Genomic DNA, 25998 nt, shown 5'->3' on the forward strand with positions numbered 1-25998 from the left:
ATCTCACTGCCTTACGGGTGAGGAGCTGCCGGTGCCGCAGGCGGTGTCGGAGGATCCGGCGGGTCCGGGATCACCACCCCGCCCATGCCCCCCATCTTGCCCATCTTGCTCAGGTCCGCCAACGATCCCTTGCCGCTCATGTGGATGAACGTCAACTCCTGCGGCTCGACCGTCAAGATCACCATCTCGTTGCCTTCATTGTTCGGCAGCGCACGGTTGCAGATGTCGGTCGACTCGCCCGTCTTGCTCTCATGCGTATGAATGAAGCAGTTCCAGTTCCCCGTACGCAGCTTCTGCCGATACGCATCCACATCGGCCATGTTGTACATGCCCGGCTTCGGATACTCGTACGTCCGCACCACCATGAAGTTCAGCTTGTGCGCCATGTCGCCACCGTGTTTGCCACTCACCATCCCCAGCATGTCCGGACCAAGATTCACGTCCGTCACATCGCTCGCACCCGCGGCAAACTTCTCCGTCCCCGCAAACAATTCATCCTTCACCTGCGGGTCGCCCACCGACACCATCCCATCCTGCAGCATCATGCCATGCGTCATCATGTGCGCCTGCATCACCGCCGACTGCGCCTGCATCACTGCCGACTGCACCAGCATCTCCGCCTGTATCGGTGCCATCGAGATCTCCAGCTTTGCCTCCATCGGAGCCAGCTGTGCCTGCATCTCTGCGCCCATCGGTGCCATGCGCGCCAACTGCGTCTGCATCTTCGCCAACTGACCCGAATTCAGCGCACCGAGCTTTGCCAGCTGCGGAGCCGCACTCTCGATCTCCTCCTGCGCCAACGCAACCTGAGCCTGCACATCAGCCTGGTCTACCGCCATCTGCGCCGCCACGTCAGCTTGCTGCATCGCAACCTGCGACTGCACATCAGCCTCAATCTTTGCCGCCTGCGCCTGCTCGTTAGCCTGCTGCGCCGCGACCTTCGCCTGCGTATCCGCCGCCTGCGCAGCATCCTCCGCCGTAGTCTGCGCTCCAGCAGCAGCCGCGACCATCATCGCAGCAACCATTCCCGCCCTCATCCATCCGCTCATACTCTTCATGTCCAGCTCCTTCCGTCTCTATCTCAAAATTCTCGAAACCCTACTCGCCTAACTTCAAACCCGCTCGCTGCAACTGTTCCCGCGTCTGCGCGATCGCATGATTGGTCGCCTGCATTGCCACAGCAAACTGCTGGTCCGCTTTCGCCTGTTCACGCCGCTGATGCAACACTTCCGCTCCATACATTCCCAGCGCCAGCACTGCGGCAAGCGCTCCGCCCATCCATGCCTGCAACCGCCACAAACCACTCCGCGGCCGAATAACCAATACCTTCTGCTCGACCTCGACCGGACTCGCCGCCCTATCCATCACACGCGCAGCAAACCCTTCCGGCGCATCCACGCGACGCATCGCCCGCGCCAGCTGCAATTCAAATTCCGCCAGCTTCAGATCCGGAACCAACTCCGGCCCGTCCATCCGTTCCTGCTCACTCATCGCACATACTCCTTCATCGTCACTGCGGCCTTCCGTCTCAACAACTGCAAGCCGCGCTGCAGATGACTCTTTACCGTCGCCACCGGTTGTCCCAGCAGCTTCGCAATCTCGTCAGGAGACATCTCCTCCTGGTACCTCAAAACCACCGCCACCCGCATCGCCTCCGGCAGCCCCTGCAACAACTCTTCCAACCTCGCCACCACCGCCGCATTCATCCCACTGCCGGTCCCAGCGCTGTCCGCAACCTCCGGCCCGTGCGCCTCCTCCAGAAACTCCTCCGCCGCCGCCTCCGGCCGAACCGCTCGTCTCCGCAGCGCGTCCGTCGCCCGATGCACCGTCACCCTCCGCAACCAGAAGCGCACATGATCCTCGCTCTCCAACCGTTCGACCGCCCGATACAGCTCCAGGAACGCATCCTGCGCCACTTCTTCCGCGGTCCCATACTCGCCCGTCACGCGCAGCGCCAGCGAGAACACCATGCGTTGGTGTGTCTCCACCAATCTCCGAAACTCCACCGCTTCCATAGCCATCAGCACGCGCTCACTAACCTATACGCACGTCTGCACCCCGCGGAATGCAAAATCTTCCGCCTCACCCCGAAAATTGTTCAACTCTCTAAATTTTCAGCAGTTTAGGCTCCCACCCCACCCACTGGCCCGCTCCTAATTCCCGCCGTCCACGTAGGACTCTGCCAGCGCCACCGCCTGCGCCACCGTCATCCCCGGCTGCAGATAATGAAACTCCGAGCGCGTCACCTCCGTGTCCTTCCCCACCGACTTGAACAGCACGGCCTTCCCGTTGATCGCCGTCAGCACGTGCAGCGTCCGCCAGTGCCCATCCTCATCCGCCCGATCGCTGCTGAAATGACTTCCCGCCTTCACCGTCACCAACCCAAACCCAATCGACACATCCTGCGGCAGCCGTCCCTCCACATGCATCAGCCGCTCCTGCGCCGCATCAATCACCACCGTCCCACTCATCGCGCCCATCACCCGCTCCTCAATCCCGTGCGGTGAATACTTTGGATTCGGATGAATATCCATCGTCCATACCCCCTCGTTCAGCCGCACGTTATCGAACACAAACGCCTTTGGCAGCAGGTCGAGCATCTTCCGCGCCTGCGCCTCGTCATCCTTCTGCGCCCGCTCCTTTGCCAGAAACGCCTCTGGATCCGCCACAATCCCCGCCAGCCGTCCCCGCTCCGCGCCCTCCTGCTCCGCGTTCAACGGCTTCCCATCGACCGCCAGTAAAAACCTCACCCGCCCAAACGCCGTCTCCACCACCCTCTCCGTCCACACCTGCCCACCCGTCCGCACCGACCGCTCCTTCGACAAAAATTCGTACGTATCCTTATGCGCGGAGTTGTCATCCTCATGCGCAATCATCGCGTTCACCACCTGCAGCGGAGTCGGCGGCACCGCGCTCACCATCGCCGTCTGCCCAAGCCCAATTCCCGGAAACAGCACCACCACCAGCAACACCCGCCAACCCCCATGCTCCCAAATCCCTGAACGTCCCTCGGTCAAGCAGTCACCCCTCATCATCGATCCCTATCGGATGCCGAATCGCGCGACCACAACCGCATGGCCACCACCAGCGACTATGCGTCCTTAGACTCCCCACTACCCCACGGAGTGCATGAACCTTCGTTCATGCACCTCCAACCTTCACCTGTCGCATAGAACTTATCGTCCCTACAACTTCTGTGCCTTATCGATCATCTCCATCTCCGTCCGCGCGCCCTCCAGCACCGCACGATCCAGGCGAACAAAACTGCTCAGCCGCGATGCAACATCGTCTCGTGCCGCAACCTCTTTCGTCAGCAACATGGAGTAGCTATGCAGCTCCTCCGCGCTCATCCGGCTCAGATCCGGCGTGCTTCCCGGCTCCCCATCGTCGAAGTTATCCTCGAACTCTTTCACCTCCGTCTTCACCTCCAGCCAATGATCAATCCTGTCTTGCATCAGCTTGTGCTGAAGGTCCAGCCGCGAATACATCTCCGCCTCGCCCCGTGGCAGCAAAACCACCAACATGCTCTCTTTCGCCGTCGTCCATACCGAATCGGTAGGCACCGTTGGCTGCCCCGGAACAGGATTCGGAACATACGCGGGCCCCGCCTTGCCTCCGCTCGCGCGCACCGCGTCGACATTCTTTCTCAGGCTCAACTCCCACGCCCGCGTAGCCGCAAGCACCTGCGCGTCCTTCGCAACGATCTCGATGTTCCGCTCCCCCTCAGCCCGCAGATCTTGCTCCAACTGATGCCGCTGGTGAAGATGATGCAGCCCTTCCACACTCTGCTCCAGCGAGATCGCGATCAACAACCCAATCGTGATCGTCCCCAAATGAATCCAGAAGTCTCTCCACGTATGCAACGGCTCATGCGGCGCATGCACATCCATCCACTCACCTCAAAGCAATCTCGTTCGGCCAGGGCCCGGATGTTCTACCACCGCGTCTCTCCACTCTAACTTCTTACTCCCGCCGTCCGCGCAGGACCCAGCACACTGGCAGCACCGCAAACAGCACAATCCACAATCCAAACCCAGCCACCACCCAACCCTCCACGGCGCGCCCCGGCAGCATCCATCCCAACAAGTATTCGCACAGCATAAACGCAAACGTCCCCCACGCCACCGACCCCAGCAGCAGCGACGGCCACCGAACCCACCGCCGCCCCAGCAATCCTTCCAGCCCCAACCCCACCAGCCACCACGCCGGCAGGCAATACAGCGGCGTCTCCAGCAGACTCCACGTCCACTCGTCCAGCTGTTTCGGATACCACAGCGATGGATTCGTCAGCGCAATCGCCAGCGGCATCTCCACCAACGCCCCCGGCAACTGCATCGCCGTAAGCGCATGCGAGTGCGTCACCACCGCCTCATTCACTGCAAACCGCCAAAAATTCTCCGGCAGAATCGTCCCATGAAACGTCCCCACGATCACCGCAGCATTCTTCCCCTGCGCCCCAATCGCCCGCAGCCTCCAATACGTCTGCACCGCCGGCACCGCAATCACCGCCGCCCACACCATGAGCGCGACCGCGGGCAACAGCCACCTAAATCTCACCGACCTCAGTCGCTCCCACCGCATCCCGCCAGCTTAGCGCAAACGATCTATCCTATAACTCTCAACCGCCTTCTCTACGCTCTACACTCTATCCCCTATCCCCTGCCTTATGACCCTCCGCGAAGCCCTCACCGAAGCCGCCACCTCCATCGATCGCCGCGAGGCCGAGACCCTCCTCGCCCATCTCCTCTTCCGCGACCGTCCCTGGCTCATCGCCCACTCCGACACCGAACTCTCCACCACCCTCCACCTCGCCTACCGCGCCCTCGTCAGTCGCCGCGTCGCTAAAGAGCCCATCCAGTACCTCACCGGCCACCAGGAGTTCTTCGGCCTCATGCTCCGTGTCACGCCCGACACCCTCATCCCCCGCCCCGAAACCGAGCTCCTCGTCGAAGCTGTCCTCCGCTGGGTCGCCGCCCGCCCCACTCTCCGCCAACCCCACATACTCGACATCGGCACCGGCACCGGCGCCATCGCGCTCGCACTCGCCTCCAAGCTCCCAAAGGCCCACATCACCGCCACCGACCTCTACCCCGCCGCCCTTGCCATCGCCGAGCACAACGCCGCCCGCCACCATCTCACCCACCGCGTCACGTTCCTGCAATCCGATCTCCTCGCCGCCCCGAAGCTCCAATCCGCCCTGCCCTTCGACGTCATAGTCTCCAACCCGCCCTACGTCTCCCTCTACGAAGCCGCCACCATGTCCGACGAGGTCCTGAAGCACGAACCGCACACCGCCCTCTTCGCCGGCGCGCAGGGCCTCGACATCTACCGCCGCCTCATACCCGCCGCCCACGCAGCCCTTAAACCCGAAGGCCTCTTAGCCCTCGAGTTCGGCTTCGGCCAGCTCGACGCCCTCAAAGCCCTCTTCGACAAGCCAACCAACGGCCCCTGGCAAGACCTCCAATTCCAAAACGACTACGCCCAAATCCCCCGCATAGCCCTGGCCACCCGTCCCTAGTTCCTCGGTCGCTCGATAGCACCCTTTGCATCACCAAATGGTGATAAATTTGGTGAAGGAGGTATTCATGAGAGCCACAGTTGCCCTCGACGACGAATTGCTACGCAAGGCCCAGGAATTTACAGGGGTGACGGAGAGGACGGCCCTCCTCCGCGAAGCTCTGAAGGCATTGATTCACCTTGAAGCGTCGCGCCGGCTTGCAGCGGTTGGAGGCACCGAGCCAGACCTCGGCGACATCAAGCGCGTAAGGGCAGACAATCTGTGATCCTGGCCGACACATCCGTCTGGGTTGATCACCTTCGCAACCGCAACCCCGAGATGGAGAAGTACCTTGGCCGCGGACAGATCCTGATGCACCCCTTTATCGTTGCGGAGCTTTCTCTTGGCTCCCTGCGCAACCGGCAAAGCACGCTCGGCGCAATGGAATCATTACTCGAGGTCAAGGTTGCCGCGCTCAGCGAAGTGCGCCACATGATCGAGGCTCATACCCTCTACTCGAAGGGCATCGGCCTCACCGACGCACACCTGATCGCGTCCTGTCTGATTACTCCCGGAACACAGTTATGGACCCGCGACGTCGCCATGAAAAAGGTAGCCGCAACTCTCACAATCCTCATCGATCTACCCTGAATTTTGCGCGGACCGTCATCTCGACCGAAGCGTTCGCGCTCCATGCGAACGTGCAGCGGTGAGACCCCTGTATTTGCCTTTGCTGCTGCCTTTGCCTTTCTGTCTGTCATCCCGCAGGGATCTGCTTCTTCTTTTTGCCTTTGCCCTTGTTTTTCTGTCTGTCATTCCGACCCTGAGCGAAGCCGCACGGAAGGAACCTGCTTCTCTCGCGCACAGCGAGCGCCCGTTCTTGCTTTAGCTAAAAGCTAAAAGCCCTTCCCGCCACTGATATAACCTTGTCATCACCCCAAGGCCACCATGACCGACTCCGCCGTCCTCCCCACCATCGAACGCACCGCCACGATCCCCAAGCTCCATCGCTGGCTCTCCGTCGACGTCCTCCGCGGCCTCACCATCGGCTTCATGATCATGGTCAACAACAACGGCGGCGGCGACCAGGCCTACTGGGCCATGAAGCACACCGACTGGAACGGCTTCACCCCCACCGACCTCGTCTTCCCTACCTTCCTCTTCCTCGTCGGCATCTCAACCGTCTTCTCCATGCAAGCCCGCCTCGCCAAAGGCGACACCAAATCCTCACTCCTCTTCCACACCATCCGCAGAGCCCTCACCCTCTTTCTGCTCGGCCTCGTCGTCAACAGCTTCCCCTACTTCCACCTCGCCACCATGCGCTTCTACGGAGTCCTCCCGCGCATCGCGATCTGCTACCTCATCGTCGCCGTCCTCTATCTGTACAGCCCCTCGTGGAAGAACAAAGCCGCACTCGCCGCCGCTGCCCTCATCGGCTATTGGATCCTCATGCGCTTCGTCCCCGTCCCCGGCTACGGCGTACCCACGCACACCATCCCGCTCCTCGACCGCGACGCCAACCTCACCGCCTGGCTCGACCGCCAAATCTTCTCTGCACCGCATCTCTACGAGCGAACCCGCGACCCTGAAGGCCTGCTCAGCACCCTCCCCGCCCTCGCCACCGCACTCATCGGCATGCTCACCGGCATCTGGCTCCGCTCCACCCGCAGCATCGTCGCCAAAGCGCGCGGCATCGCCTACGCCGGCTGCGCAGGCATCATCGCAGGCGGCCTCTGGAACTTCACCTTCCCCGTCAACAAGAAACTCTGGACCAGCTCCTACGTCCTCTACGCTGCCGGTTGGAGCCTCTTACTCCTCGCCCTCAGCATCTACCTCATCGACATCTATGGAGCCCGCCGCACCGCCGCTCGTAACGCTGACATCGACGCCCAGACCCGCCGCCGCTACATGATCCTGCTAGTCTTCGGCACCAACGCCATCGCCGCCTACGTCTTATCCGAACTTCTCCCCGGACTCCTCGACCTCATCCGCCCCCACCCCAGCATCCTGCGCTCGTTTTACCTCGGCATCCTGCACATCATCCCCTACGCCCCCATCGCGTCGATGATCTACTGCATCGTCTTCGCCGCCATCTGCTGGCTCCCCATCTACGTCCTGTACCGCCGCCGCATCTTCCTCAAAATCTGACCCGCAACCTACTGCGTCGCGTTCGGCAGCGCGCTCAGCAGACTCATCAGCGAGAGGTGCAGCTCCCAGCACGTCCCCACCGCCAGCGCCAGCGCAAACGCCGACTCCAGCAGCGCCACCGGCAAATCCTTCCCCACCGCCTTCGCCCAGTACCTCCGCACCCGTACCCCGCCAAACGCTCCAATCAGCGCGCCCACCACCCCAAAGATCGCTCCACCGGCCGCGGGCTCGATCAGCGCGTGAGCCGCCAGTGCCCCCACCAGTCCCCCAAACACAATCCGCGCTGTCAACCCCACTGGGGCTGTCCGGCTAGGCGTCGACGGCAGCGTGTCCGCCACGTACTCGCCCACCGCAGCAAGCGTAAACACAATCACCGACACCAGGCTTCCCACCCAGAACGTCCATCCGTGTTGCGGCAACAGTTGCAACCACGCAAACCAGCACAGCACCGCCATCGCCGTCATCGATCGCAGCCCAACCGTCATGCCCAGCAACACAAATGAAAGTATCAAGCCCGATCCCTTCCTACCTTTTCCTCTACGTTTTTCCCTCTACACTCTACCCCTATTCCTTATCCCCTGCTCTAATGCGTCTCTACCATCTTCTCCGCAAACTCATGCAATCCCGCACCATTCTCGGGCCGGGTATAGAACATGTGACCCCCAGGAAACTCGTGCACCTGCACCTGCCCCGCCAGCTTCGACGGCAACTCATTCTGCGTCAGTTGCGATCCCATGAACGGGCACGAAAGATCATTCCACCCATGCACGATCAGCACATTCAGCTTCGGATCAGCAGCCACCGACTCGCGCAGATCCTCCACCGCGCCATCGCGCAGCGCCGGTCCTGACCGATCCCACAGCCTCCCCACCTCATACGACAACGCATAGTACTGCGCGTCCGTCTTCCATCCCACCGTCCGCGTAATAAAGTCCACCATCGCCGTCGTCGTAGGCGCAATAATGCTCTCCAGAATCGGGTCATTCGACTCCTGGTCCGGCGAGTAAGGGAACGGATCCGGTAGCGTCACATTCGAGTCATACACACTCCCAATCTCGCCCTTCTCCCGATGCACCTCGCGCAGAAATGCACCCGTCTCCAGCCGCCCACCCGAGTACTTCACAAACTGCGGATCCAACCCCGTCATCTCCGTCACCTTCGCCACCATCGCATCCGTCGCCGCCTTGTCCCTCGGTCCCTTGATCAGCGTCGTCGCATATTCGCCCTCGGTGTACGCGATCACATCCTGCATCGCCGCATCGCTGAGCTTGTGCTCACTCTCCAAATGCGCTGCCGTAATCGAGGGCAGCGTAATCATCCACGGAATCGGCGACAAATTCCCATCCCCAAACTGCGGATTCAGATACGGACTCACCAGCACCACCCCATTCATCGCCACGCCCAGCTGCGACTGCATGTAATGCGTCATCCGCGGTCCACGATACCCGCCATAGCTCTCGCCAATCAAATACTTCTTATCCAGCAGCCGATCATTCTTCACCAGCCACTTGTAGATCACCAGCGACAAGTACTGCACATCCGGCGTCGGCGAATAGAACAGCTTTTTGCTCGTCGCCTCATCCACCAGCGACTTCGAAAATCCCGTCCCGATCGGGTCAATGAACACCTCATCGGTGAAGTCCAGCCACGTTCCCGGATTATCCGTCAGCGTAGCGGGATTGCTAGCCGAATCCCCCACATTCGCAAACGAAATATGCTTCGGCCCAATCGCCCCCAAATTCAAATACACGCTCGAAGCACCCGGCCCGCCATTCACCGCAAACAGCACCGGCCGATCCGGCGAACCCTTCTCATGATCGAGCGTATACGCCGTGTACATCACATCCCCGGTCGGCTTGCCTTTCTCATCCACCAACCGAATCGTCCCCACAGTCGCCGTGTAGTGCAGCGTCTTGCCATGCACCGTAATCGTCTGTTCGACAGATTTATCCGCAGGCAGTTCCAAAGCTTTTACATCTGCAGGCTTCTCTTCCGGCTTTCCCGCATCCGCCGCCGGCTTCGCAGGGGGAGGCCCATCATGCGGACGCTGCGCCACCGCGCCAAGGCTAAACAAAACAGAAAGGCTCATCACAGAAAGCGCAGGAGAAACAAGTCGCAAGGTCATTCAAATACTCTACCCGACCAACCCCACCCCCATCCACGCCCCTCTGCTTTTGCCTTTCTTTGACAATTTCTGAAAAGAAATTGTCATTCCGACCCTGAGCGAAGCCGAAGGGTAGGAACCTGCTTCTCGCGCGAAGCGCGCCCATTCTGTCTTTAGCTAAAGCCAAAAGCTAAGAGCTAAAAGCCGCCCCATCAAACTCCGCGCGCTCCTCCACCGAAGGCAACTCCCACCGCTCCTCCATAAAACAAAACATCTCCCGAGTCACCTCAAACGCATACGTCCCACTCTCCCCACGATTCCGCTTACATACCCTCTCCCACCGCACCTCGGCATCGACATCCAGCACATGCAGCACGCACCCCACCCCCGCAGCCCGCGCCCTCGTCAACCACCCCATCCGCTGTGCCCGCGTAGTAAACCCCAAATCCAGCACCGCATCCACACCCACCCGAGCCAACTCCCGAGCCACCGCCTCAATCTGCGCCTCACACCGCCCCACCCGCTCCAGCGCCCACGGAAAATCATTCTTCTCCGGACAATCCATCCAATACAGCGCATTCATCCACTCATCAATCGAGAACCGCACCCCGCCCACCCGCTCCGCAATCTCCCGCGCGGCCGTACTCTTCCCCGCCCCCGTACTCCCCGCCACCAAATGCCATCGCGCCATCCGTTCTCTCTATCCTCTACGCTCTATCCTCTATCCCCTGTCGTAACCACCCATACAGCGGAAACTCCTCCGCCATCTCCCCAACCTTCCCCCGAATCTCCGCCAGCTTCCCAGCATCATTGCGATGCTCTAACGCCTCGGCAATCCACCCCGCAATCGTCTTCATCTCGCCTTCCTTCATCCCGCGAGTCGTCAACGCCGGTGTCCCGATCCGAATCCCGCTAGGCTTCATCGGCGGATTCGTGTCATACGGAATCGCATTCTTATTCACCGTAATCCCCGCCGCCCCCAGTGCACTCTCCGCCTCCGACCCAAACATCCCCTTCGAGAACACATCCACCAAAATCAAATGTGTGTCCGTACCGCCAGAAATCACGCGATACCCTTCAGCCGCCATCTCTGCCGCGAGCGCCTTCGCATTCGCCACGGTCTGCGCCGCATATGCCTTGAACTCCGGCTGCAGCGCCTCCTTGAACGCGACAGCCTTCCCTGCAATCACATGCACCAGCGGCCCACCCTGCTGCCCAGGAAACACGCTCCGATCGATCGACGCAGCCAGCTCCGCCTTGCACAAAATCATCCCCGCCCGTGGCCCGCGCAGCGTCTTATGCGTAGTCGTCGTCACCACATCCGCATGCGGCACGGGAGAAGGATGCGCACCACCCGCCACCAACCCCGCAAAGTGCGCCATGTCGATCATCAACTTCGCGCCCACCTTATCCGCAATCTCCCGCATCCTTACAAAATCAAACTGCCGCGGATACGCCGAGCCACCTCCAACAATCACCTTCGGCTTCTCGGCAATCGCCTGCGCCTCCAACGCGTCGTAGTCGATCACCTCGGTATCCTGCCGCACCTTATACCCGGCAATCTTATATAGCTTTCCCGAAAAATTCAGCTTGTGTCCATGCGTCAAATGCCCGCCATTGGCGAGGTCCAATCCCAGGATCGTCTCGCCCGGCTCCAGCAACGTCATGTAAGCGGCCGCATTAGCCTGCGACCCCGAATGCGGCTGCACATTCACATGCTCGGCCCCAAACAACTCCTTCGCCCGATCCCGCGCCAAATTCTCGACCACATCCGCGAACTCGCATCCGCCGTAGTACCGCTTCCCCGGATACCCCTCCGCATACTTGTTCGTAAACACGGTCCCGACGGCCTCGAGCACGGCACGCGAAACAAAGTTCTCGCTGGCAATCATCTCCAGCCCCTCATGTTGCCGCAGCACTTCCTTCTCAATCTGCGAAGCAATCTCAGGGTCACTAGTAGCAAGAGGAGCGTTCAAGTCAATCGGCATATACCCAACATTTTACGCCGCCCACATCCGACAATAAGAAGTCGCCGTTGCGTTCAAAAAAATCCGGCTCCAGCGACCGGTTCTGATATACGTGGTTGCATGAATTTTGGTGGGTTCGTTTTGCGGCTTTCCTTTGCCTTGCTGTGTGTACAGCTTGCAGGTATCGAGTCTCCCGTCCAGGGACAGGTCTCGCATGGCGCCGCGTCTGCCGGTACAAGTGCCCCCAAGCCGCGCGTTGCCTGTCAGGTGGACAATGAGCCGCCATCCGATGCCGAGAAGGCGCTTTCGAGACGAGATTACAAGACTGCTTTGGAGCTTTTTCAGAAATTGGAGAGTTCATCGCCGGACGTCTCCCGAGCAGGAGTCATCCGAACTTTGCTTGAAGAAGGAAAGCTTCAGGACGCCGTCGACCAGGCAAAGAGCTGGCAACAGGCGGACCCCGGCAGTGGACCTGCAATGGAAACCTGGGGTGAAGTGCAGTTTCGAAACGGAGAATTACCCGAGGCGTTGAAGACGGTTTTGGAATCGCGCAAGCTTGACCCTTGTAACCCACGCGCGTTGTTAATGACATTTCGGATCGAGAATTTGTTAGGGGACCACGCTACTGCTGCGCGCCACATCGCAACGGCTCACATGCTGGCCCCACATGAGATCGAAGTGCAGGAGGCATGGACGAGCACACTGCGACGATCGCAACGGCTGGAGATAGAAACGACATTTGCCAAGGATGAGGGATTACTGAACGCCAAAGACCGAAACAACCTACTAGAAAGTCTGGCGCACGAGAAAGACTACACCAAGGGTGATTGCCAATTGGTGCAACCCGTTGACAATGCCGAGCTCCACATCGAAGAGATGATGGAAGACTCGACCCACCGCAGCAGTTTCGGATTGTACGTGAAGCTGAACGGCAGTCAGCGGACGCTTGAGATAGATAGTGGGGCGAGCGGAATCACCCTTTCGCGTGCGGCTGCATCCCGTCTGAAGCTGGCACACGGCGAGAAGGTTGTAGTTGGCGGTATCGGTGACGAGGGCGCGATCCAGAGCACTATCGCTCATGTGGAGAGCATCCGCATTGGCGGACTCGAGTTCAAGAATTGTCCGGTCACGATTCTTGAAAAGAATGACAAGCTCGGCATCGATGGCCTAATCGGGACGGACTTTTTCAGCAAGTATTTAGTGACCCTGGACTTTCCAGGCAGAAAGCTTCGGCTGGGTCCACTACCCAAGCGTCCCGGCGAAACGGCGGAAGAAATTTCTGGGGACGCTGACGATACCGTACCCGTCTTTCACGACCGGTATATCGCTCCGGAGATGAAAGATTGGACGATGGTCTGGCGGGACGGCCACGATCTTTTACTTCCGGTTAGCATTGGCGGCGCGAAGGACAAGCTGTTTCTGATTGATACCGGGGCTGAGTCGATGTTGATTTCACCCACCGCCGCACGCGAGGTAACGAAGGTCCATGGAGACTTCGATACCCGTATGTTTGGCGTTTCGGGCGAAGTAACGCATGTGTACCAGACGCAGGAGTTCCTCGTGACCTTTGCACATGTCCGCCTGCATGTGGACAGCATGACCGCGATTGATACAAGCTCGCTTTCGAAGGATGATGGTATAGAACTGTCAGGGCTTCTCGGCGCGCCCGTGTTAGACCGGCTGGTCTTGCAGATTGACTATAGGGATAACCTCGTCAATCTAAATTACGACGAAAAGAAGGATCCGCAGAACCTGCCACCGCCTGCCTTCTACTAGCCCACAACTGACGGACAAGGCCCGCGCTCGCCGTCGTGTAGCACTCACCCCTGCCGCGCCAGCACCACTGTCATATCGTCCGGCTGCTCCTGCTCCCCGATCCACGCCTTCACCACCTGCAGCGTATGGGTCGCCAGCACCGTCAGCGGCTCATCCCGCCGAGCCCGCACAAACTCCATCAGCCGCTCCTCCCCAAAGTCCTCGCCGTTCTTCTCCGGCTCCGTAAGCCCATCCGTATACGCCACTAGCAGATCCCCCGGCTCCAGCTGCACGGTCGCCTCTTGATACTCCAGACCATCCAGCAATCCCACCACCGCGCCGCCAACCTCCAGCCGCTGCACGCTCCCGTCTTTGGAAATCACCAGCGGCGGCAGATGTCCGCCATTCGAATACGTCAGCCGCTTGGTCGCCGGATCATACGTCGCCAGAAACAAAGTCGCATACCGCGCCGACTGCGTGCTCCGATACAGATGCGCATTCAACAGCTTCAGCAGCAATGCCGGCGACACCGGCGCACCCTCCTCATTCACCGCCGCACTAAACGCCCGGTCAGCCGAGTGCAGCGCACTCATCAGCAGCGCCGCCGAAATTCCCTTCCCGCTAATATCCCCCAGCGCCAGCGTCACATGTCCCGCCGACTTCCCATCCGCACCCAGCCCCGGCCCATACCCAAAAATAAAATCGAAGTAATCTCCACCCACAGTCCGCGCCGGGAGGCACGTACCATGCACCTCCAGCGATCCCATGAACGCCGGCGACCGCGGAAACAGCGTCGTCTGCACCTCCTGCGCAATCGCCAACTCGTTCAGCAACCGCTCCTTCTCCCGCTGCTGCACCAGCAGCTCGCTCACCGACGCCGCCATTCGATTAAACGAATTCGCCAGCGCCGCCAGCTGGTCCTTCCGCTTTACCGGAATCCGATGCTCCAGGTGCCCCGCATCAATCGCCTTCGTCCCCTTGTACAGCTCCGCCACCGACCGCGTAATCGTCAAACTCAAACTCGTCGCCATCGCCAGCGCAAACAACTCCATCAGCGCAAAAAACGCCGCAATGCCAATCAGCATCGCCCACACAACCTTGCCAACCTTCACCGACGACGCAAACAGCAGTGAATACAAATACGACGGCCGCGAGATCACCGCAATCATCGCCTGCATCTTGTCGCCTGTCCCCCACGACGTCACCGGCAGCTCCGCCGTAAACCACACCGGCGGATTCCGCCAAGCATGCGGCGGCGCCGCCATCGGCGCGCTCGACACCTTATCGAAGAAATCCCCTTCGTCCGAATCCTTCGGAACCACGACATTCACATGGACCGGCTGCGATTCCTCGCCCTTCTCCTTCTCCGTCTCCGTATCGGTCGTATCCTGATCCGCATCCGACGCAAGGTGACTGAACGACTGCGACAATAGGATCCGCCCCAGCCCCTTCGACATCACGTCCAGCTCGTCCCGCGTCAGCGGCCGGCTTGCCAGCACCGCCACCTGCCGCCCATTACGTGGTGCGCTCACCTCCGCGCACAAATACAGCTTCCCCCCGTCCTCCACAATTCCCTGGAACCCCGGGTGCAACCACGCTGGCGGCGCCGCGCTCGTCAGCGGCCCTGCATTGTTCTTCACCGTCATCCCGTCCAGCGGCACCCATGCATTCCCCTTCAGCTCCATCAACGAAAGGGGCGAACCATCCTCCGGCGCGGTACCAGCCGAATTGGCTGTATGGTCCAAAACGGCCATATCGTCATCCTCGGTGGTTGAAGCCTTTGCGCCGTTCATGCGCGCACCATCTTTCGTCGTCCAGGAAGGGCTTCCAAAAATGGCCGCGCTTCCCGCCTGGTCGCGGACTCGCGTCACGCCCTCGGTCAACCGCGACAACCCCATATTCGTCGCATACTGCCCCGCCAGCAGATACCCCGCGATGGCCGCCAGCGTCGCAAACATCACCAGCGGCGCCAATCCCATCAACAGGTACGTCAGGATCAGCCGATTCCGCACCCTCCACAACACCGTGTAGGTGAACCATCGGAACAGCAGGATCAGCACCAACGGCGTGATCGCCATGCCCGCGAGCGTGATCACAATCGTATCCAGCGTGGTAGCCACGTGAACCATCAGTCCAAACGTGCACAAGAAGATCGCCGCCAGCATCCACAGCGTGATCTTGCCCACGCGCGTGCGCCGACCCCACCAGGCCTTCCATCGCTCCCGCCGTGTCCGGATGTCCCTACCCATCGCGCTCCGAGCTGCCATTGTTAGTGTTCTCCCCCAATCGCTCGCCTCCATTCGCCGCAACAGCAAGCAGCGAATCAATCTCCCGGCGCACATAAAAGGGGAAGGGTCTAGCCTCCGAGTGTACTGCAAACAAATGGATTTCTCACCAGTCCCCCTCCAGGTTGGCACTTCAGACGCGCATTCCCTCTCCCCTTCCAACAACTCCAGGCCGGACGTCTCGCATCATACATAGCAGTGAACGAACTGCGGGCCCCAGCTTGATCGGAAGTAACACTCCACGCAGAGCTATCTAAGGAGCGTCTTCCATGAACCAGAAAGTCATCTCGATATCGCCGCGCCTCCGCGCAAACCCCCTCCGCACCCGAGTCAGCTTCCAGTCAGCTTTGAGGACTTCGCCTTTCGCCGCGCTCCAGCATCCGGCTCTGTCGCAAGCCGTAGAAGCAGAAGAAGTCTCGATCCACCACTCGCTGGATATCTCCTTCCGCCAGACCATCGCCGTCTCTCACGTCGACCGCCAGATCATCGACGACCTCAGCCGCAGCAAGGATCAAGGTAGCCTCTGAAGCGCGCTGAGCTCCTAACCTCCCGCTTCAGCATTTCGCATCGAGCTACGCCCGCAACCGCCGAAACGCCCCCCAAATAAACGACCCCAAATACCACCCATCCAGAAACTTATAGGGCGTCTCTCCGGTCGTATAGTGCCCGCACGGCAACACCTTCGCCACATAATCCATGCCGTGCTGATCAAAGTTTTTTAGCACCTCCCGCGAGTACTTCACCACGAACGTCAGATCATACGGCGCATAGACCACCAGCGTCCGCCTGGCCTTATCGCCCTCCCAACGCGCCGCCCCCGTCACCGCATACTGTTCCATAAAACTCATCGGGCTGACCCCCGCAAACATCGCCCGCGTCTCATCCTGCGTCAGCCCCGCATGCTCAAACGCAGCCTTCACATGCCGAGTGCTCTGCCCCGTCCACACCACATCCCCAAACTGCGTACTGGCATGATTGAACGCGCACACCCTTAGCCGCGGATCCATCGCCGCGGCAATAAATCCATACGCACTCCCCAGGCTCGTCCCCAACACCCCAATCTGGTCATATCCCTGCGACTCCAGCCAGTCCACGCAACTCCGAATATCCACCACCGCCTGCCGGCAAGCAGCAATCGTCCGCCCCACATTCGCACTCACCGCATAGTCCGATCGCTCGAGCTCCGCCGGCCGCCGCACATCGTGATACGGCTTCGACAACCTCAAGCACGAAATCCCAAACCGGTTAAACATCTCGCACAGCACGTTATGCGAAAACGCATCCGCATTCCACTGCGGCATCACAATCATCGCCTGCCGCGGCCGCCGCCCCCCGCCGTTGCTGTTGCCATTGCCGTTGCCGTTGCCGTTGCTTCTGTATTCTCCATCCTCTACTCCTCTATCCCCTATCCCCTGCTTCACCTCATACCATCGCGCATTCACCGTATCGTTCTCTGGATACGGCGTCCCCACCGGCGACGTAAACCTTAGAAACGGCTCCTTCCGCAGTTCCCCCACCTCGGCCCGCCGCTTCCATTCCCGCTCCTGCTCCAGCGTTTCCGGACGAACATTCGTCGGATACAGTGCAGGAAAGTGTTCCTCAATCCGAAAATCCGTCGGCGTCTGGTACCCATAGAAACTCTGCGGCTGCGCCACGATCCGCTCATTCAGAGCAATCATCGCCTCCAGCCCCGAGATCTCGCCGCGCTCCACCCGCGCCGCCAACTCCACCCCGCCAACATCCGCCAGGGACTCGAACCCCCACTCCAACGGCCGTTCCACCCGATTCATATCCCGAGTCGTAAGAGCCGTCTCCCACGCATACATCCACTTCGCATAAAGCCGTGCAAGCATCTTCTCAGTTTACCGTCTGCGCCCCCAAAGTTCCGTGACCCGTCCGCTATCCGGCTCCCCCACCTCACTCATCCCACCATCGTCCCGCTCTATCTCCATGATCCTCATCACACTCCAAACCCCGCACAGCGTGGCGACGAAGAACGGGAAAAACCCCGACAGTACGACCACCCAGGCGTTCGCCCGCAACAGTCCATTCAACAAGGCAGTAGCCAGCCACACCGGCATCAAGATCAGACTGCCCCACACAAATCCCCGCCCGAACGATCGCGAATCGAACCGCCTCGAACTCAACCTGGCCCACCATAAAAAGATCAGCAGTCCCATCCATAAGAAAGCCATCACCAGCGACATCCACAAGCCAACCGGGCAAACCGCAGACCACGGCCACGCCAGCCGCCGTGCATCTGCAGCCACTTCGACGAAGCCTCGCGTATGAACCACTGCCATCCAAACCGGCGCCAGCATCGACCACACCGTTGCAAACACCAACGCACTGCGATGATCGGCAATCTCCGACCGCCATGCCGCCGCTATGCTCCCGAACATCTGCCGCCAATACCAGTTCGACGACCGCCCAGAACAAAGCTCTTCCAGCAGATCGCCCTCCAGCGCCTCATTACGATCTCCGGGAACCAAATGCTCCAGCATCCAAGCCGCTAACCGGGGTGCCTGCGTTCCGCTCATGGGCGCTCTCCCCGTAGCTCTGGCAGGTTACGCCACATCTGCTGCAATACCCGTCGCGTCTCCTGCACCTGCCGCAGCCCCGCCTTCGTTACCCGAAAGTAGCGCTTCGCTTTCCCTCCGCGCTCCGGTGTCGAGTCACCCAGTCTCGACGCCACCAGCCCTCTCGCTTCCATACGCTCCAATGCCGCATACACGCTGCCCAGCGTCACGTCTCGACCAACCTGCTTTCCAATCTCGTGCGAGATCGGTACGCCATAGGCCTCTTCGCCCAGCCGCACCACGCTGAGCAGAATCATCAACTCAAGTTCTCCGAGATAATTTCGCTCTGCCATTAATTCAATAGTAGCGAAGAAATAAAAATATGTCTATACTCGCCTTCATTCTGTGATCCCAAGGGAGATTGCTTCCATGCGTATCGTCAACGTGCTCCTGCTCGCCGCTATCTTTTCCCGCACGACCGCCTACGCGCAAACCCCACCTCCGCGTGCGCCCCTCGATCCGCAGCAGGTCCACGCAATCGATTCGTTCGTCGCCTCCGAAATGCGCCGGCTCCAGATTCCCGGCGCCGCCGTAGGCGTCTATAGCCGAGGCAATATCTTGCTCGCCAAGGGATACGGTTTCGCAAATGTAGAACTGAATGTCCCGGTAAAACCAGAAACCCTCTTCCAGTCAGGCTCCGTCGGCAAACAATTCATCGCCACAGCCATCCTCTTGCTCGCACAAGACAACAAGCTCTCCCTCGACGACAGCATCACCAAATACTTCCCAGACGCGCCCGCCACCTGGAAGCCAATCCTCATCAAAAACCTGCTCTCCCACACCTCCGGCCTCGAGGACTACACCAACCCCACACTCTCTGGCCCATCCGGCACCTTCTACCTGCGCCTCGATTTCTCCGAAAACCAGCTCCTGACCAAGTTCGAAGCCCTCCCGATCGAGTTCGCCCCAGGCGACAAGTGGGCATACAGCAACACAAACTATGTCCTCCTCGGCATCCTCATCCACCGCATCACCGGCATGCCCTATGCGGACTTCCTCAACCAGCGAATCTTTACACCACTCCACATGACCTCCACGCGCCTCATCAGCCAAAGCGACATCATTCCGAACCGCTCAGCCGGCTACGGAATCGGCGCCGGCGACCAACTCAAAAATCAGGAGTGGGTCTCCCCAACCTTCAACTCCACCGCCGACGGCTCGCTCTATCTCAACGTCCTCGACATGGCGAAGTGGGACGCCGCCTTGTACACCACCCAGCTCCTCAGCCAATCCAGCCTCGACCGTATGTGGTCCATCTACCTCCTCAACGACGGCAAGCCCAACCCCAACCAGTACGGCTTCGGCTGGTGGATCCGCCAGCAGAACAACCACAAGGTCATCGAACACGGCGGCAACTGGCAGGGTTTTACCGCGGACATCTCCCGCTATCCCGACGACAACCTCACTGTCGTCGTCCTCACCAATCTCGATGCTCACTCGGATCCAGACCTCATGGCCCACGTAATCGCCGGCCTCATCGATCCTCCGCTCTCACCCGCGAAGCTCGCCGCCATCCCCGACACCCAGCCCGAGATCGCCGCCACCTTAGAGAAGGTGCTGGATCATCTTGCCACCGGCCAGGACGTCCTTCCCTTCTTCTCGACCGCCTTTGCCAGCTCCATTACCCCAGGGGCAACCGCAGGGGCCAAGGCAACCCTCGCCAACCTCTGGCCCGGAGGCTCTCTCACCCTCGTCAAGCGCCTCACTCCACCCGGCACGACCACCCCACTCATCTCGCTCTTCCGCCTCACCAAACAGGAAAACACGTTAATGATTCTTGTCTTCATCGATCCCGAAGGTAAGATCTCAAACTTCCGCTTCCTCCCCAATCGCGAATACGAATAGCAGACAAGCCCTGCGCGCGGACAGCCATCCATCTCGCGCCACAACCCGCAAGCCACCGCCTCAACGTCTCTTCGCCCTCTTCCGCGCAATCTCCAACTCCGCGCCCCGCACAATCAACTCCAGCCCCTCTTTATACCGCCGGTCAAATCGGTCAAACAAAATCCCCGAAGCCTGCCGATGATTCGGAAACTCCGCCGCATCCAGCTGCGCATCCCGATCCGCAATCTCGTACAGCGGCGACCGCTCTCCCGGCGTCGGAAACACAGCCTGCTCCTCCATCACAAAACTCTGCGTGTAGTAGTTGATCGTGCTCAGCAGCACCACCGCCCCACGCACAGAAAATCCCGCCCCCACCAGCACAGCCGCAATCCGCTCCGTAGTCTTCAGCGGAGCCGTCGTGGTTAACTTCGTCCCACTCACCATCCTCCCGCCGTCCCGATACGCCATCAACGTCTTCCGCAACCCCTCGCCATACGTAGACGCCCACACCTTCCAGTCCCCAGACCTTCTCCGCGGCACAAGATTCGCCGCGCCTTCCGTCAGCACCGTCGTCGCCATCTCATCCAGCAACGCTTCCTTGCTCTTGAAGTGCCAATAAATCGTCGCCGCCTGCACCTCGAGCTCCACGCCCAGCCGCCGCAACGTCAGCTGCTCGAGCCCTATCTCGTTCAGCAGCTTCAGCCCAGCCCGCGTCACCATCTCGCGATTAATTTTCATGAATCCAGTCTACCCCGTTTGACATCACATTATTGAACAATGTTAGATTATCTCTAACGCCGTTAGATTTTGGCCCCGACCGCGCCCGACCCCAAGGAGCACACACCATGAAAGCAGCCATCGTCACCGCCGCCGGCAAGACCCCCATCTACGCAGACTTCCCCGACCCCACCCCCAAAGAAGGCGAACAACTCATCCGCGTCCGTGCCGCCGCACTCAGCAACCTCACCAAGTCACGAGCTTCCGGCGCCCACTACAGCTCCGCCGGCATCTACCCCGCCATCGCCGGCACCGACGGCGTTGGCCTCACCCCCGACAACCGCCGCGTCTACTTCGCCATGCCCGAATCCCCCTACGGTTCGCTAGCCGAACTCTGCCCAATCCACCCCCGCCGCTGCGTAGAAATCCCCGGCACCCTCGACGACATCACGGCCGCCGCCATTGCCAACCCCGGCATGTCCGCCTGGGGCTCCCTCATCGAGCGCGCCAACCTCGCCCCCGGCGAAACCGTCCTCATCAATGGCGCCACCGGCACCGCTGGCCGAGTCGCCATCCAGCTAGCCAAATACTTAGGCGCCGCAAAGGTCATCGCCACGGGCCGCAATCCCTCCGAGCTCGCAACCCTCAAGCAACTAGGCGCCGACGAACTCATCCCCTTCGCCCTCGATCCCCAAAACCCAACCAGCGCCGCCGACTTCGCATCCGCCCTCGAGCAAACCTTCTCCACCGGCATCGACATCGTCATCGACTACCTCTGGGGACAATCCGCCCTAACCATCCTCACTGCCCTCGCCAAATCCATCGACGACCACCCCGTCCGCTTCGTCCAGGTAGGCAGCGCCGCCGGCGACCTCAACATCAACCTCCCCGCCGCACTCCTTCGTTCCTCCGCCATCACCCTTATGGGCAGCGGCATCGGCAGCGTAAGCCGCGAAGCCCTCGCCCAATCCATCCGCAGCACCTTCGAAGCCGTAGCCCCCGCCCACTTAACCATCGACACGCAAATCGCCCCACTCTCAGAAGTAGAAACCGTCTGGGCCACCTCCACCGGCAAGCCCCGCGTCGTCTTCACCGTGGGCTAATTTCTTCGCTAATCCACTGCGTCGGAGCCGCATCGAGGGCCGCCGTCCCCGATCGGCAGCCCCGCCGCGCGCCACGCCTTGAATCCGCCAACCATGTCAGTCGCACGCCACAGCCCAAGGTCCTGCAGAGCCGCCGCCGCAAGGCTTGACGCATACCCTTCCGAGCAAAATAGGATCACGTGCACATCATGATCGGTAGCCACGGCCAGTCGAGCGCTGCTCGTCGGATCCAATCGCCACTCGAGCACATTCCGTTCGACAACCAGCGCGCCCGGAATGCTGCCCTCCGCCGCCCTCTGACTCTCTGGACGAATGTCGACCAGGATTGTCCCAGCCTTTCCCAACGCGTCATGTGCCTCGCGCGCAGACAGCCGTTGCAAGCGCGCACGTGCCGCCGAAAGCATCTGCTCGACGCTCAATCGGCCCGCTCGCTTCTCCTGCCTCTCCACTCGCCACACCTCGTCGAGCCCGTCAGCCTGCCCCCGTTCCCGAGGAACCAGTCGACCTTCGTCCACCTCGTATTCGTTCATCTCGTCCAGCGGAGGCGAATACGCATGAATACTGATCGCCGGCCCCAGCGAGCCATTTCCTACATCATGCGTGTAGTCAGGACCAAAGGAGCGCCCTCGGCCTGGATAGATACTCTGCGCCTGCTCACCAGGACGCCGCTCCTCAAGACTACCCGTCACCACGACGAACGCTCCTGAAGACGCCCCATGATCGTGGAAACCCGTGGACTGTCCTGGCAACCAGCTGATCACCCACAAGTCGTGGTCCGGACCGTGATACAGCCGCTCATACCAACGCCCATCCGTGCGCAGTCGCACCCGTTCCATCCATCCATCCGACGCCGCAAAGCGCGAAACAATGTCCGCGAGTTCCTCAGGCGTCTTCAAAACTCCGCCGGCTTCCCCTTGCCCTCCCACCAGGCCTCTGTGGGCTTGCGACGCGACAGCATTCTCGATTCCAGATTGCATAGTTTCTCCCTGGCTCAACCACCGTCAACAAGGTCCGGCAACCGATGACGGCTACTCGACGCCACGACGGGCATACGATGAGAAATTCGGATGAGCTTTAGAGAAGGCGCTTCAGGAAGTTCTGAGCATGTCGCGGCTCACCCAACGAGGGGCTGGTCAACGCGACAACAACAACGCAAGGAAAACGCCATACGTCGACGCTAGCATGGGCCCAAGAACCGGGTCAATCTTCGAGCACACCATACCCATCAAGCCCATCCGCACAACCAAAAAATCCTTCTGCCGCCGCGTCTCAAAAATCCCCCATAATTCCTCTTGACAGAATCATAGTGTTGTAGTCAACTACAACAGTAATTCAGCCACGGAGCAACAAACCCTATGGAACTTGAGTGGAACGACAGTCAGCCGATCTACCGCCAGCTTCGAGGCCGCGTCGTCGCCATGATCCTCGACGGCCTCCTCCAGGAAGGGGAACCCCTTCCCTCGGTCCGCACCGTTGCCGCCGAAAACCGCGTCAACCCTCTCACCGTCCTCAAGAGCTATCAGGAACTTGTCGACCAGGGCATCGTCGAAAGCCGTCGCGGCCGCGGCATGTTCATCACCGCCGGAGCCCGCGACCTCCTTCTCCAGGCCGAACGCCAGAAGTTCCTCATCGAAGAATGGCCGCACCTCCAGGCCACCATCCAACGCCTCGGCCTCACCACCACCGATCTCTTAGCCGCACCTAACTCCCACTCACAAGGAGGGCTCAAATGACCTGCATCCAAGCCACCGGTCTCCACAAGTCCTACGGTTCTTCCGTCGCCCTCAACAGCATCGACCTCAACGTTGCCGAAGGCCGCATCCTCGGCCTCATCGGCCCCAACGGCGCCGGCAAGACGACCCTGCTCAACGCCATCCTAGGTCTCACCTCCTTCCAGGGCTCGCTCTCCGTCCTCGGCCGTAATCCCTGGACACAGCGTGATCAGCTCATGAACGACGTAGCCTTCGTAGCCGACGTCGCCGTCCTCCCTCGCTGGATGCGTGTCTCCGACGCAATCGACTTCGTAGCCGGCATCCATCCCCGCTTCGATCGCGCGAAAGCCGAAGCCTTCCTCGCCCGCACCACCATCAAGCGCACCAGCAAGGTTCGCGAGCTCTCCAAGGGCATGGTCGCGCAACTCCATCTCGCCCTCGTCATGTCCATCGACGCCAAGCTCCTCGTACTCGACGAGCCCACCCTCGGCCTCGACATCCTCTTCCGCAAGCAGTTCTACGACTCCCTGCTCAACGACTACTTCGACCACCACCGCACCATCCTCGTCACCACCCATCAAATCGATGAGATCCAGTACATCCTCACCGACCTCCTCTTCATCGATCGCGGCAACCTCGTCTTCGGCTGCAGCATGGACGACTTCGACACGCGCTACCTTGAGCTCATCGCAAACCCCGCGCAACTCGCCGCTGCCCGCGCCCTCAAGCCAATTCAAGAGCGCCAAACCTTCGGCCGCAGCATCCTCCTCTACGACCGCGTCTCCCGCGAACAACTCGCTCCCCTTGGAGACGTCCGCACTCCCAGCATCGCCGACGTCTTCGTAGCCTTCGTCGGCCAGCCCAACCAACCCGCGCCCTACAGCCCACCACCCGTATCTACGCCCGGCTCGTACACAGGAGCAGCCCAATGACCCCCCAGACCGACGCTCTCCCCACTTCGTTCCCCGATACCGCTCGCCCCACCGCCGTCGCCCACATCTCCGAAGCCCGCCTGCTCTTCTGGTCCATCCGCCGCGAGCTCTGGGAGAACCGCGCCATCTATATCGCGCCTCTCGCCGTCGCCGCCTTCATCATCCTCGGCTTCTTCTACAGCACCCTCCGCATGCCCACAGGCATGCTCATCACCAGCACGGTCAACGACAACGGCACCATCACCCAAACCTCGCACGGCCTTAACCCCATCCTCCCCTACACCATCGCCGCCGGCCTCATCATGGCGACCACCTTCCTCGTCGGCATCTTCTATTGCCTCGACGCGCTCTACGGCGAGCGCCGCGACCGCAGCATCCTCTTCTGGAAATCCCTTCCCGTCTCCGACCTCACCACCGTCCTCTCCAAGGCCGCGATTCCCCTCGTCCTTCTTCCGCTGCTCACCTGGGCCATCACAGTCGTCACGCAGTCCCTCATGCTGCTCATCAACGTGACCGTCTTCCACGCCCGCGGCATCGACACCGGCCCCCTTCACAGCGGCCTTCCACTCACCCAGAACTCCATGATGCTGCTCTACCATCTGCTCGCCATCCACGCCCTCTGGTACGCGCCCATCTGGTGCTGGTTTCTTCTCGTCTCCGCCTGGGCTCGCCGCACGCCACTCCTCTGGGCCACTCTTCCTCCGCTAGCCCTCGGTGTTCTCGAAATGATCACGCTGCACACCGGCCACATCTTCGAGATCCTGAAGTACCGCATCCACGGCCCCGGAGACATCGACTTCACCTCCCCCACCAACATGGCCCCCAACATGTCGATGCATATGGGCATGTCCCCCGCGCAGTTTCTCGCAACCCCGAGCCTCTGGACCGGCCTACTCCTCGCCGCCTTCTTCATCGCCGCCGCCATCCAGCTCCGCCGCTACCGCAACCCCCTCTAGCCCCCACGCAAAATCCGGGTGCCCCATTCATGACGGCTTCATCGTCATGAGTGGGATAAGGGTCCCGTTGGAGACCCATCACAGGAGACCAGCATGAATGCCGACACGATCCGCCAAAACACACAAGACCTCCGCAAGACAGTAAGGAATCTCTCTACCGTCGCAGCCGCGTTGATCCTCACCGCAGCCGCCTGCTTCCTGCTAGCCGCGACGTAGGACGAAAGCGGGGTACCCCATCCGTACGCGTTCTTGCGGACGGGCGGGATGAGGGTCTCACCGCCATCCACCCACCGGTTATCCGACACGCTCATCCAGCCACGGAGCCACGCCAATGACCGCACCTGAAGCCCAACGCTACGCGCGCCTCGCCGGCATCCTCCTCCTCATCTCCCTCGTAGCCGGCAGCTACGGCGAATCCT

28 protein-coding genes are annotated in these 25998 nt (G+C 60.6%); 12 read left to right on the forward strand and 16 right to left on the reverse strand.

Annotated features, from left to right (window positions below):
* Nucleotides 1-11 precede the first annotated feature (11 nt).
* The 6 genes from GSQ80_RS07330 to GSQ80_RS07355 form a co-directional block, all read right to left on the reverse strand.
* Nucleotides 12-1058 carry a DUF4252 domain-containing protein gene (locus GSQ80_RS07330; protein WP_158786995.1) on the reverse strand — a complete coding sequence of 349 codons (1047 nt, stop codon included), beginning with the start codon at nt 1056-1058 and terminating at the stop codon, nt 12-14.
* A gap of 40 nt (nt 1059-1098) precedes the next feature.
* Nucleotides 1099-1491: a hypothetical protein gene (locus tag GSQ80_RS07335; protein ID WP_158786996.1), complete on the reverse strand. Its 393-nt coding sequence runs from the start codon at nt 1489-1491 to the stop codon at nt 1099-1101.
* On the reverse strand, nt 1488-2021 hold the full coding sequence (locus GSQ80_RS07340; protein ID WP_158786997.1) for an RNA polymerase sigma factor: 534 nt from the start codon (nt 2019-2021) through the stop codon (nt 1488-1490). The genes GSQ80_RS07335 and GSQ80_RS07340 overlap by 4 nt, the downstream gene beginning before the upstream one ends.
* Before the next feature lie 132 nt (nt 2022-2153).
* Complete coding sequence (locus GSQ80_RS07345) at nt 2154-3017, reverse strand: hypothetical protein (protein ID WP_158786998.1); 864 nt, start codon at nt 3015-3017, stop codon at nt 2154-2156.
* Between the two features lie 168 nt (nt 3018-3185).
* Nucleotides 3186-3890 (reverse strand): hypothetical protein, encoded by a 705-nt coding sequence (locus GSQ80_RS07350; RefSeq protein ID WP_158786999.1) that lies wholly within the window; start codon nt 3888-3890, stop codon nt 3186-3188.
* Between the two features lie 73 nt (nt 3891-3963).
* The gene (locus GSQ80_RS07355) at nt 3964-4557 is read right to left on the reverse strand and encodes a hypothetical protein (RefSeq protein WP_158787000.1); all 594 of its coding nucleotides are present in this window, start codon (nt 4555-4557) and stop codon (nt 3964-3966) included.
* A 109-nt stretch (nt 4558-4666) separates the two neighbouring features.
* On the opposite strand from GSQ80_RS07355, the gene prmC reads away from it, so the two are divergent.
* From prmC to GSQ80_RS07375, 4 genes are all read left to right on the forward strand, one after another.
* Complete coding sequence (prmC, locus tag GSQ80_RS07360; protein WP_158787001.1) at nt 4667-5518, forward strand: peptide chain release factor N(5)-glutamine methyltransferase; 852 nt, start codon at nt 4667-4669, stop codon at nt 5516-5518.
* Nucleotides 5519-5585: 67 nt separating this feature from the next.
* Nucleotides 5586-5783: a type II toxin-antitoxin system VapB family antitoxin gene (locus tag GSQ80_RS07365; protein WP_158787002.1), complete on the forward strand. Its 198-nt coding sequence runs from the start codon at nt 5586-5588 to the stop codon at nt 5781-5783.
* Complete coding sequence (locus tag GSQ80_RS07370) at nt 5780-6148, forward strand: type II toxin-antitoxin system VapC family toxin (protein ID WP_158787003.1); 369 nt, start codon at nt 5780-5782, stop codon at nt 6146-6148. The genes GSQ80_RS07365 and GSQ80_RS07370 overlap by 4 nt, the downstream gene beginning before the upstream one ends.
* A gap of 297 nt (nt 6149-6445) precedes the next feature.
* Entirely contained in the window at nt 6446-7645 is a 1200-nt protein-coding gene (locus GSQ80_RS07375; protein ID WP_158787004.1) for an acyltransferase family protein, read from the forward strand.
* 8 nt (nt 7646-7653) lie between these two features.
* Here GSQ80_RS07375 and GSQ80_RS07380 read toward each other — a convergent pair whose 3' ends face one another.
* From GSQ80_RS07380 to glyA, 4 genes are all read right to left on the reverse strand, one after another.
* Entirely contained in the window at nt 7654-8157 is a 504-nt protein-coding gene (locus tag GSQ80_RS07380) for a DUF4126 domain-containing protein (RefSeq protein WP_216850183.1), read from the reverse strand.
* A gap of 71 nt (nt 8158-8228) precedes the next feature.
* Nucleotides 8229-9719 carry a S10 family peptidase gene (locus GSQ80_RS07385; protein ID WP_254059504.1) on the reverse strand — a complete coding sequence of 497 codons (1491 nt, stop codon included), beginning with the start codon at nt 9717-9719 and terminating at the stop codon, nt 8229-8231.
* Nucleotides 9720-9939: 220 nt separating this feature from the next.
* The gene (locus GSQ80_RS07390; RefSeq protein WP_158787006.1) at nt 9940-10440 is read right to left on the reverse strand and encodes an ATP-binding protein; all 501 of its coding nucleotides are present in this window, start codon (nt 10438-10440) and stop codon (nt 9940-9942) included.
* A gap of 16 nt (nt 10441-10456) precedes the next feature.
* A complete protein-coding gene (gene glyA, locus GSQ80_RS07395) occupies nt 10457-11737 on the reverse strand; it encodes a serine hydroxymethyltransferase (RefSeq protein ID WP_158787007.1) in 1281 nt (426 codons plus the stop codon).
* A gap of 99 nt (nt 11738-11836) precedes the next feature.
* Here glyA and GSQ80_RS07400 point away from each other — a divergent pair, with 99 nt between their 5' ends.
* Nucleotides 11837-13492: an aspartyl protease family protein gene (locus tag GSQ80_RS07400; RefSeq protein ID WP_158787008.1), complete on the forward strand. Its 1656-nt coding sequence runs from the start codon at nt 11837-11839 to the stop codon at nt 13490-13492.
* A 44-nt stretch (nt 13493-13536) separates the two neighbouring features.
* On the opposite strand, the gene GSQ80_RS07405 is transcribed toward GSQ80_RS07400, so the two are convergent.
* Nucleotides 13537-15738, reverse strand: a complete 2202-nt coding sequence (locus GSQ80_RS07405) for a PP2C family protein-serine/threonine phosphatase (RefSeq protein ID WP_158787009.1) — start codon at nt 15736-15738, stop codon at nt 13537-13539.
* Between the two features lie 287 nt (nt 15739-16025).
* Between GSQ80_RS07405 and GSQ80_RS07410 the strand changes: the two genes are divergently transcribed.
* Nucleotides 16026-16283 carry a hypothetical protein gene (locus GSQ80_RS07410; RefSeq protein WP_158787010.1) on the forward strand — a complete coding sequence of 86 codons (258 nt, stop codon included), beginning with the start codon at nt 16026-16028 and terminating at the stop codon, nt 16281-16283.
* A gap of 45 nt (nt 16284-16328) precedes the next feature.
* Here GSQ80_RS07410 and GSQ80_RS07415 read toward each other — a convergent pair whose 3' ends face one another.
* The 3 genes from GSQ80_RS07415 to GSQ80_RS07425 are packed head-to-tail and all read right to left on the reverse strand — an operon-like array spanning nt 16329 to nt 18628.
* Nucleotides 16329-17609, reverse strand: a complete 1281-nt coding sequence (locus tag GSQ80_RS07415; protein ID WP_158787011.1) for a S9 family peptidase — start codon at nt 17607-17609, stop codon at nt 16329-16331.
* Nucleotides 17610-17618: 9 nt separating this feature from the next.
* Complete coding sequence (locus GSQ80_RS07420; protein WP_158787012.1) at nt 17619-18296, reverse strand: hypothetical protein; 678 nt, start codon at nt 18294-18296, stop codon at nt 17619-17621.
* On the reverse strand, nt 18293-18628 hold the full coding sequence (locus GSQ80_RS07425; RefSeq protein WP_158787013.1) for a PadR family transcriptional regulator: 336 nt from the start codon (nt 18626-18628) through the stop codon (nt 18293-18295). Before GSQ80_RS07425 ends, GSQ80_RS07420 begins: the two co-directional genes overlap by 4 nt.
* Before the next feature lie 76 nt (nt 18629-18704).
* On the opposite strand from GSQ80_RS07425, the gene GSQ80_RS07430 reads away from it, so the two are divergent.
* Complete coding sequence (locus tag GSQ80_RS07430; RefSeq protein WP_158787014.1) at nt 18705-20180, forward strand: serine hydrolase; 1476 nt, start codon at nt 18705-18707, stop codon at nt 20178-20180.
* Nucleotides 20181-20240: 60 nt separating this feature from the next.
* Here the strand turns inward: GSQ80_RS07430 and GSQ80_RS07435 are convergent, their stop codons facing one another.
* Nucleotides 20241-20897, reverse strand: a complete 657-nt coding sequence (locus GSQ80_RS07435) for a TetR/AcrR family transcriptional regulator C-terminal domain-containing protein (protein WP_158787015.1) — start codon at nt 20895-20897, stop codon at nt 20241-20243.
* A 107-nt stretch (nt 20898-21004) separates the two neighbouring features.
* Here GSQ80_RS07435 and GSQ80_RS07440 point away from each other — a divergent pair, with 107 nt between their 5' ends.
* Nucleotides 21005-21979 (forward strand): zinc-binding alcohol dehydrogenase family protein, encoded by a 975-nt coding sequence (locus GSQ80_RS07440; RefSeq protein ID WP_158787016.1) that lies wholly within the window; start codon nt 21005-21007, stop codon nt 21977-21979.
* A gap of 8 nt (nt 21980-21987) precedes the next feature.
* On the opposite strand, the gene GSQ80_RS07445 is transcribed toward GSQ80_RS07440, so the two are convergent.
* Entirely contained in the window at nt 21988-22956 is a 969-nt protein-coding gene (locus GSQ80_RS07445; RefSeq protein WP_158787017.1) for a rhodanese-like domain-containing protein, read from the reverse strand.
* A gap of 378 nt (nt 22957-23334) precedes the next feature.
* On the opposite strand from GSQ80_RS07445, the gene GSQ80_RS07450 reads away from it, so the two are divergent.
* The 4 genes from GSQ80_RS07450 to GSQ80_RS23625 all read left to right on the forward strand — a co-directional run bounded on the left by GSQ80_RS07450 (nt 23335) and on the right by GSQ80_RS23625 (nt 25795).
* Nucleotides 23335-23712 (forward strand): GntR family transcriptional regulator, encoded by a 378-nt coding sequence (locus GSQ80_RS07450; protein ID WP_158787018.1) that lies wholly within the window; start codon nt 23335-23337, stop codon nt 23710-23712.
* Nucleotides 23709-24623 carry an ABC transporter ATP-binding protein gene (locus tag GSQ80_RS07455; protein ID WP_158787019.1) on the forward strand — a complete coding sequence of 305 codons (915 nt, stop codon included), beginning with the start codon at nt 23709-23711 and terminating at the stop codon, nt 24621-24623. Before GSQ80_RS07450 ends, GSQ80_RS07455 begins: the two co-directional genes overlap by 4 nt.
* A complete protein-coding gene (locus GSQ80_RS07460; RefSeq protein ID WP_158787020.1) occupies nt 24620-25579 on the forward strand; it encodes an ABC transporter permease in 960 nt (319 codons plus the stop codon). The genes GSQ80_RS07455 and GSQ80_RS07460 overlap by 4 nt, the downstream gene beginning before the upstream one ends.
* Nucleotides 25580-25672: 93 nt before the next feature.
* Entirely contained in the window at nt 25673-25795 is a 123-nt protein-coding gene (locus tag GSQ80_RS23625) for a hypothetical protein (RefSeq protein ID WP_256369881.1), read from the forward strand.
* The last annotated feature ends 203 nt before the right edge of the window (nt 25796-25998 follow it).

The sequence above is a fragment of the Granulicella sp. L46 genome (genome assembly GCF_009765785.1).
Taxonomy (GTDB): Bacteria; Acidobacteriota; Terriglobia; order Terriglobales; family Acidobacteriaceae; genus Granulicella.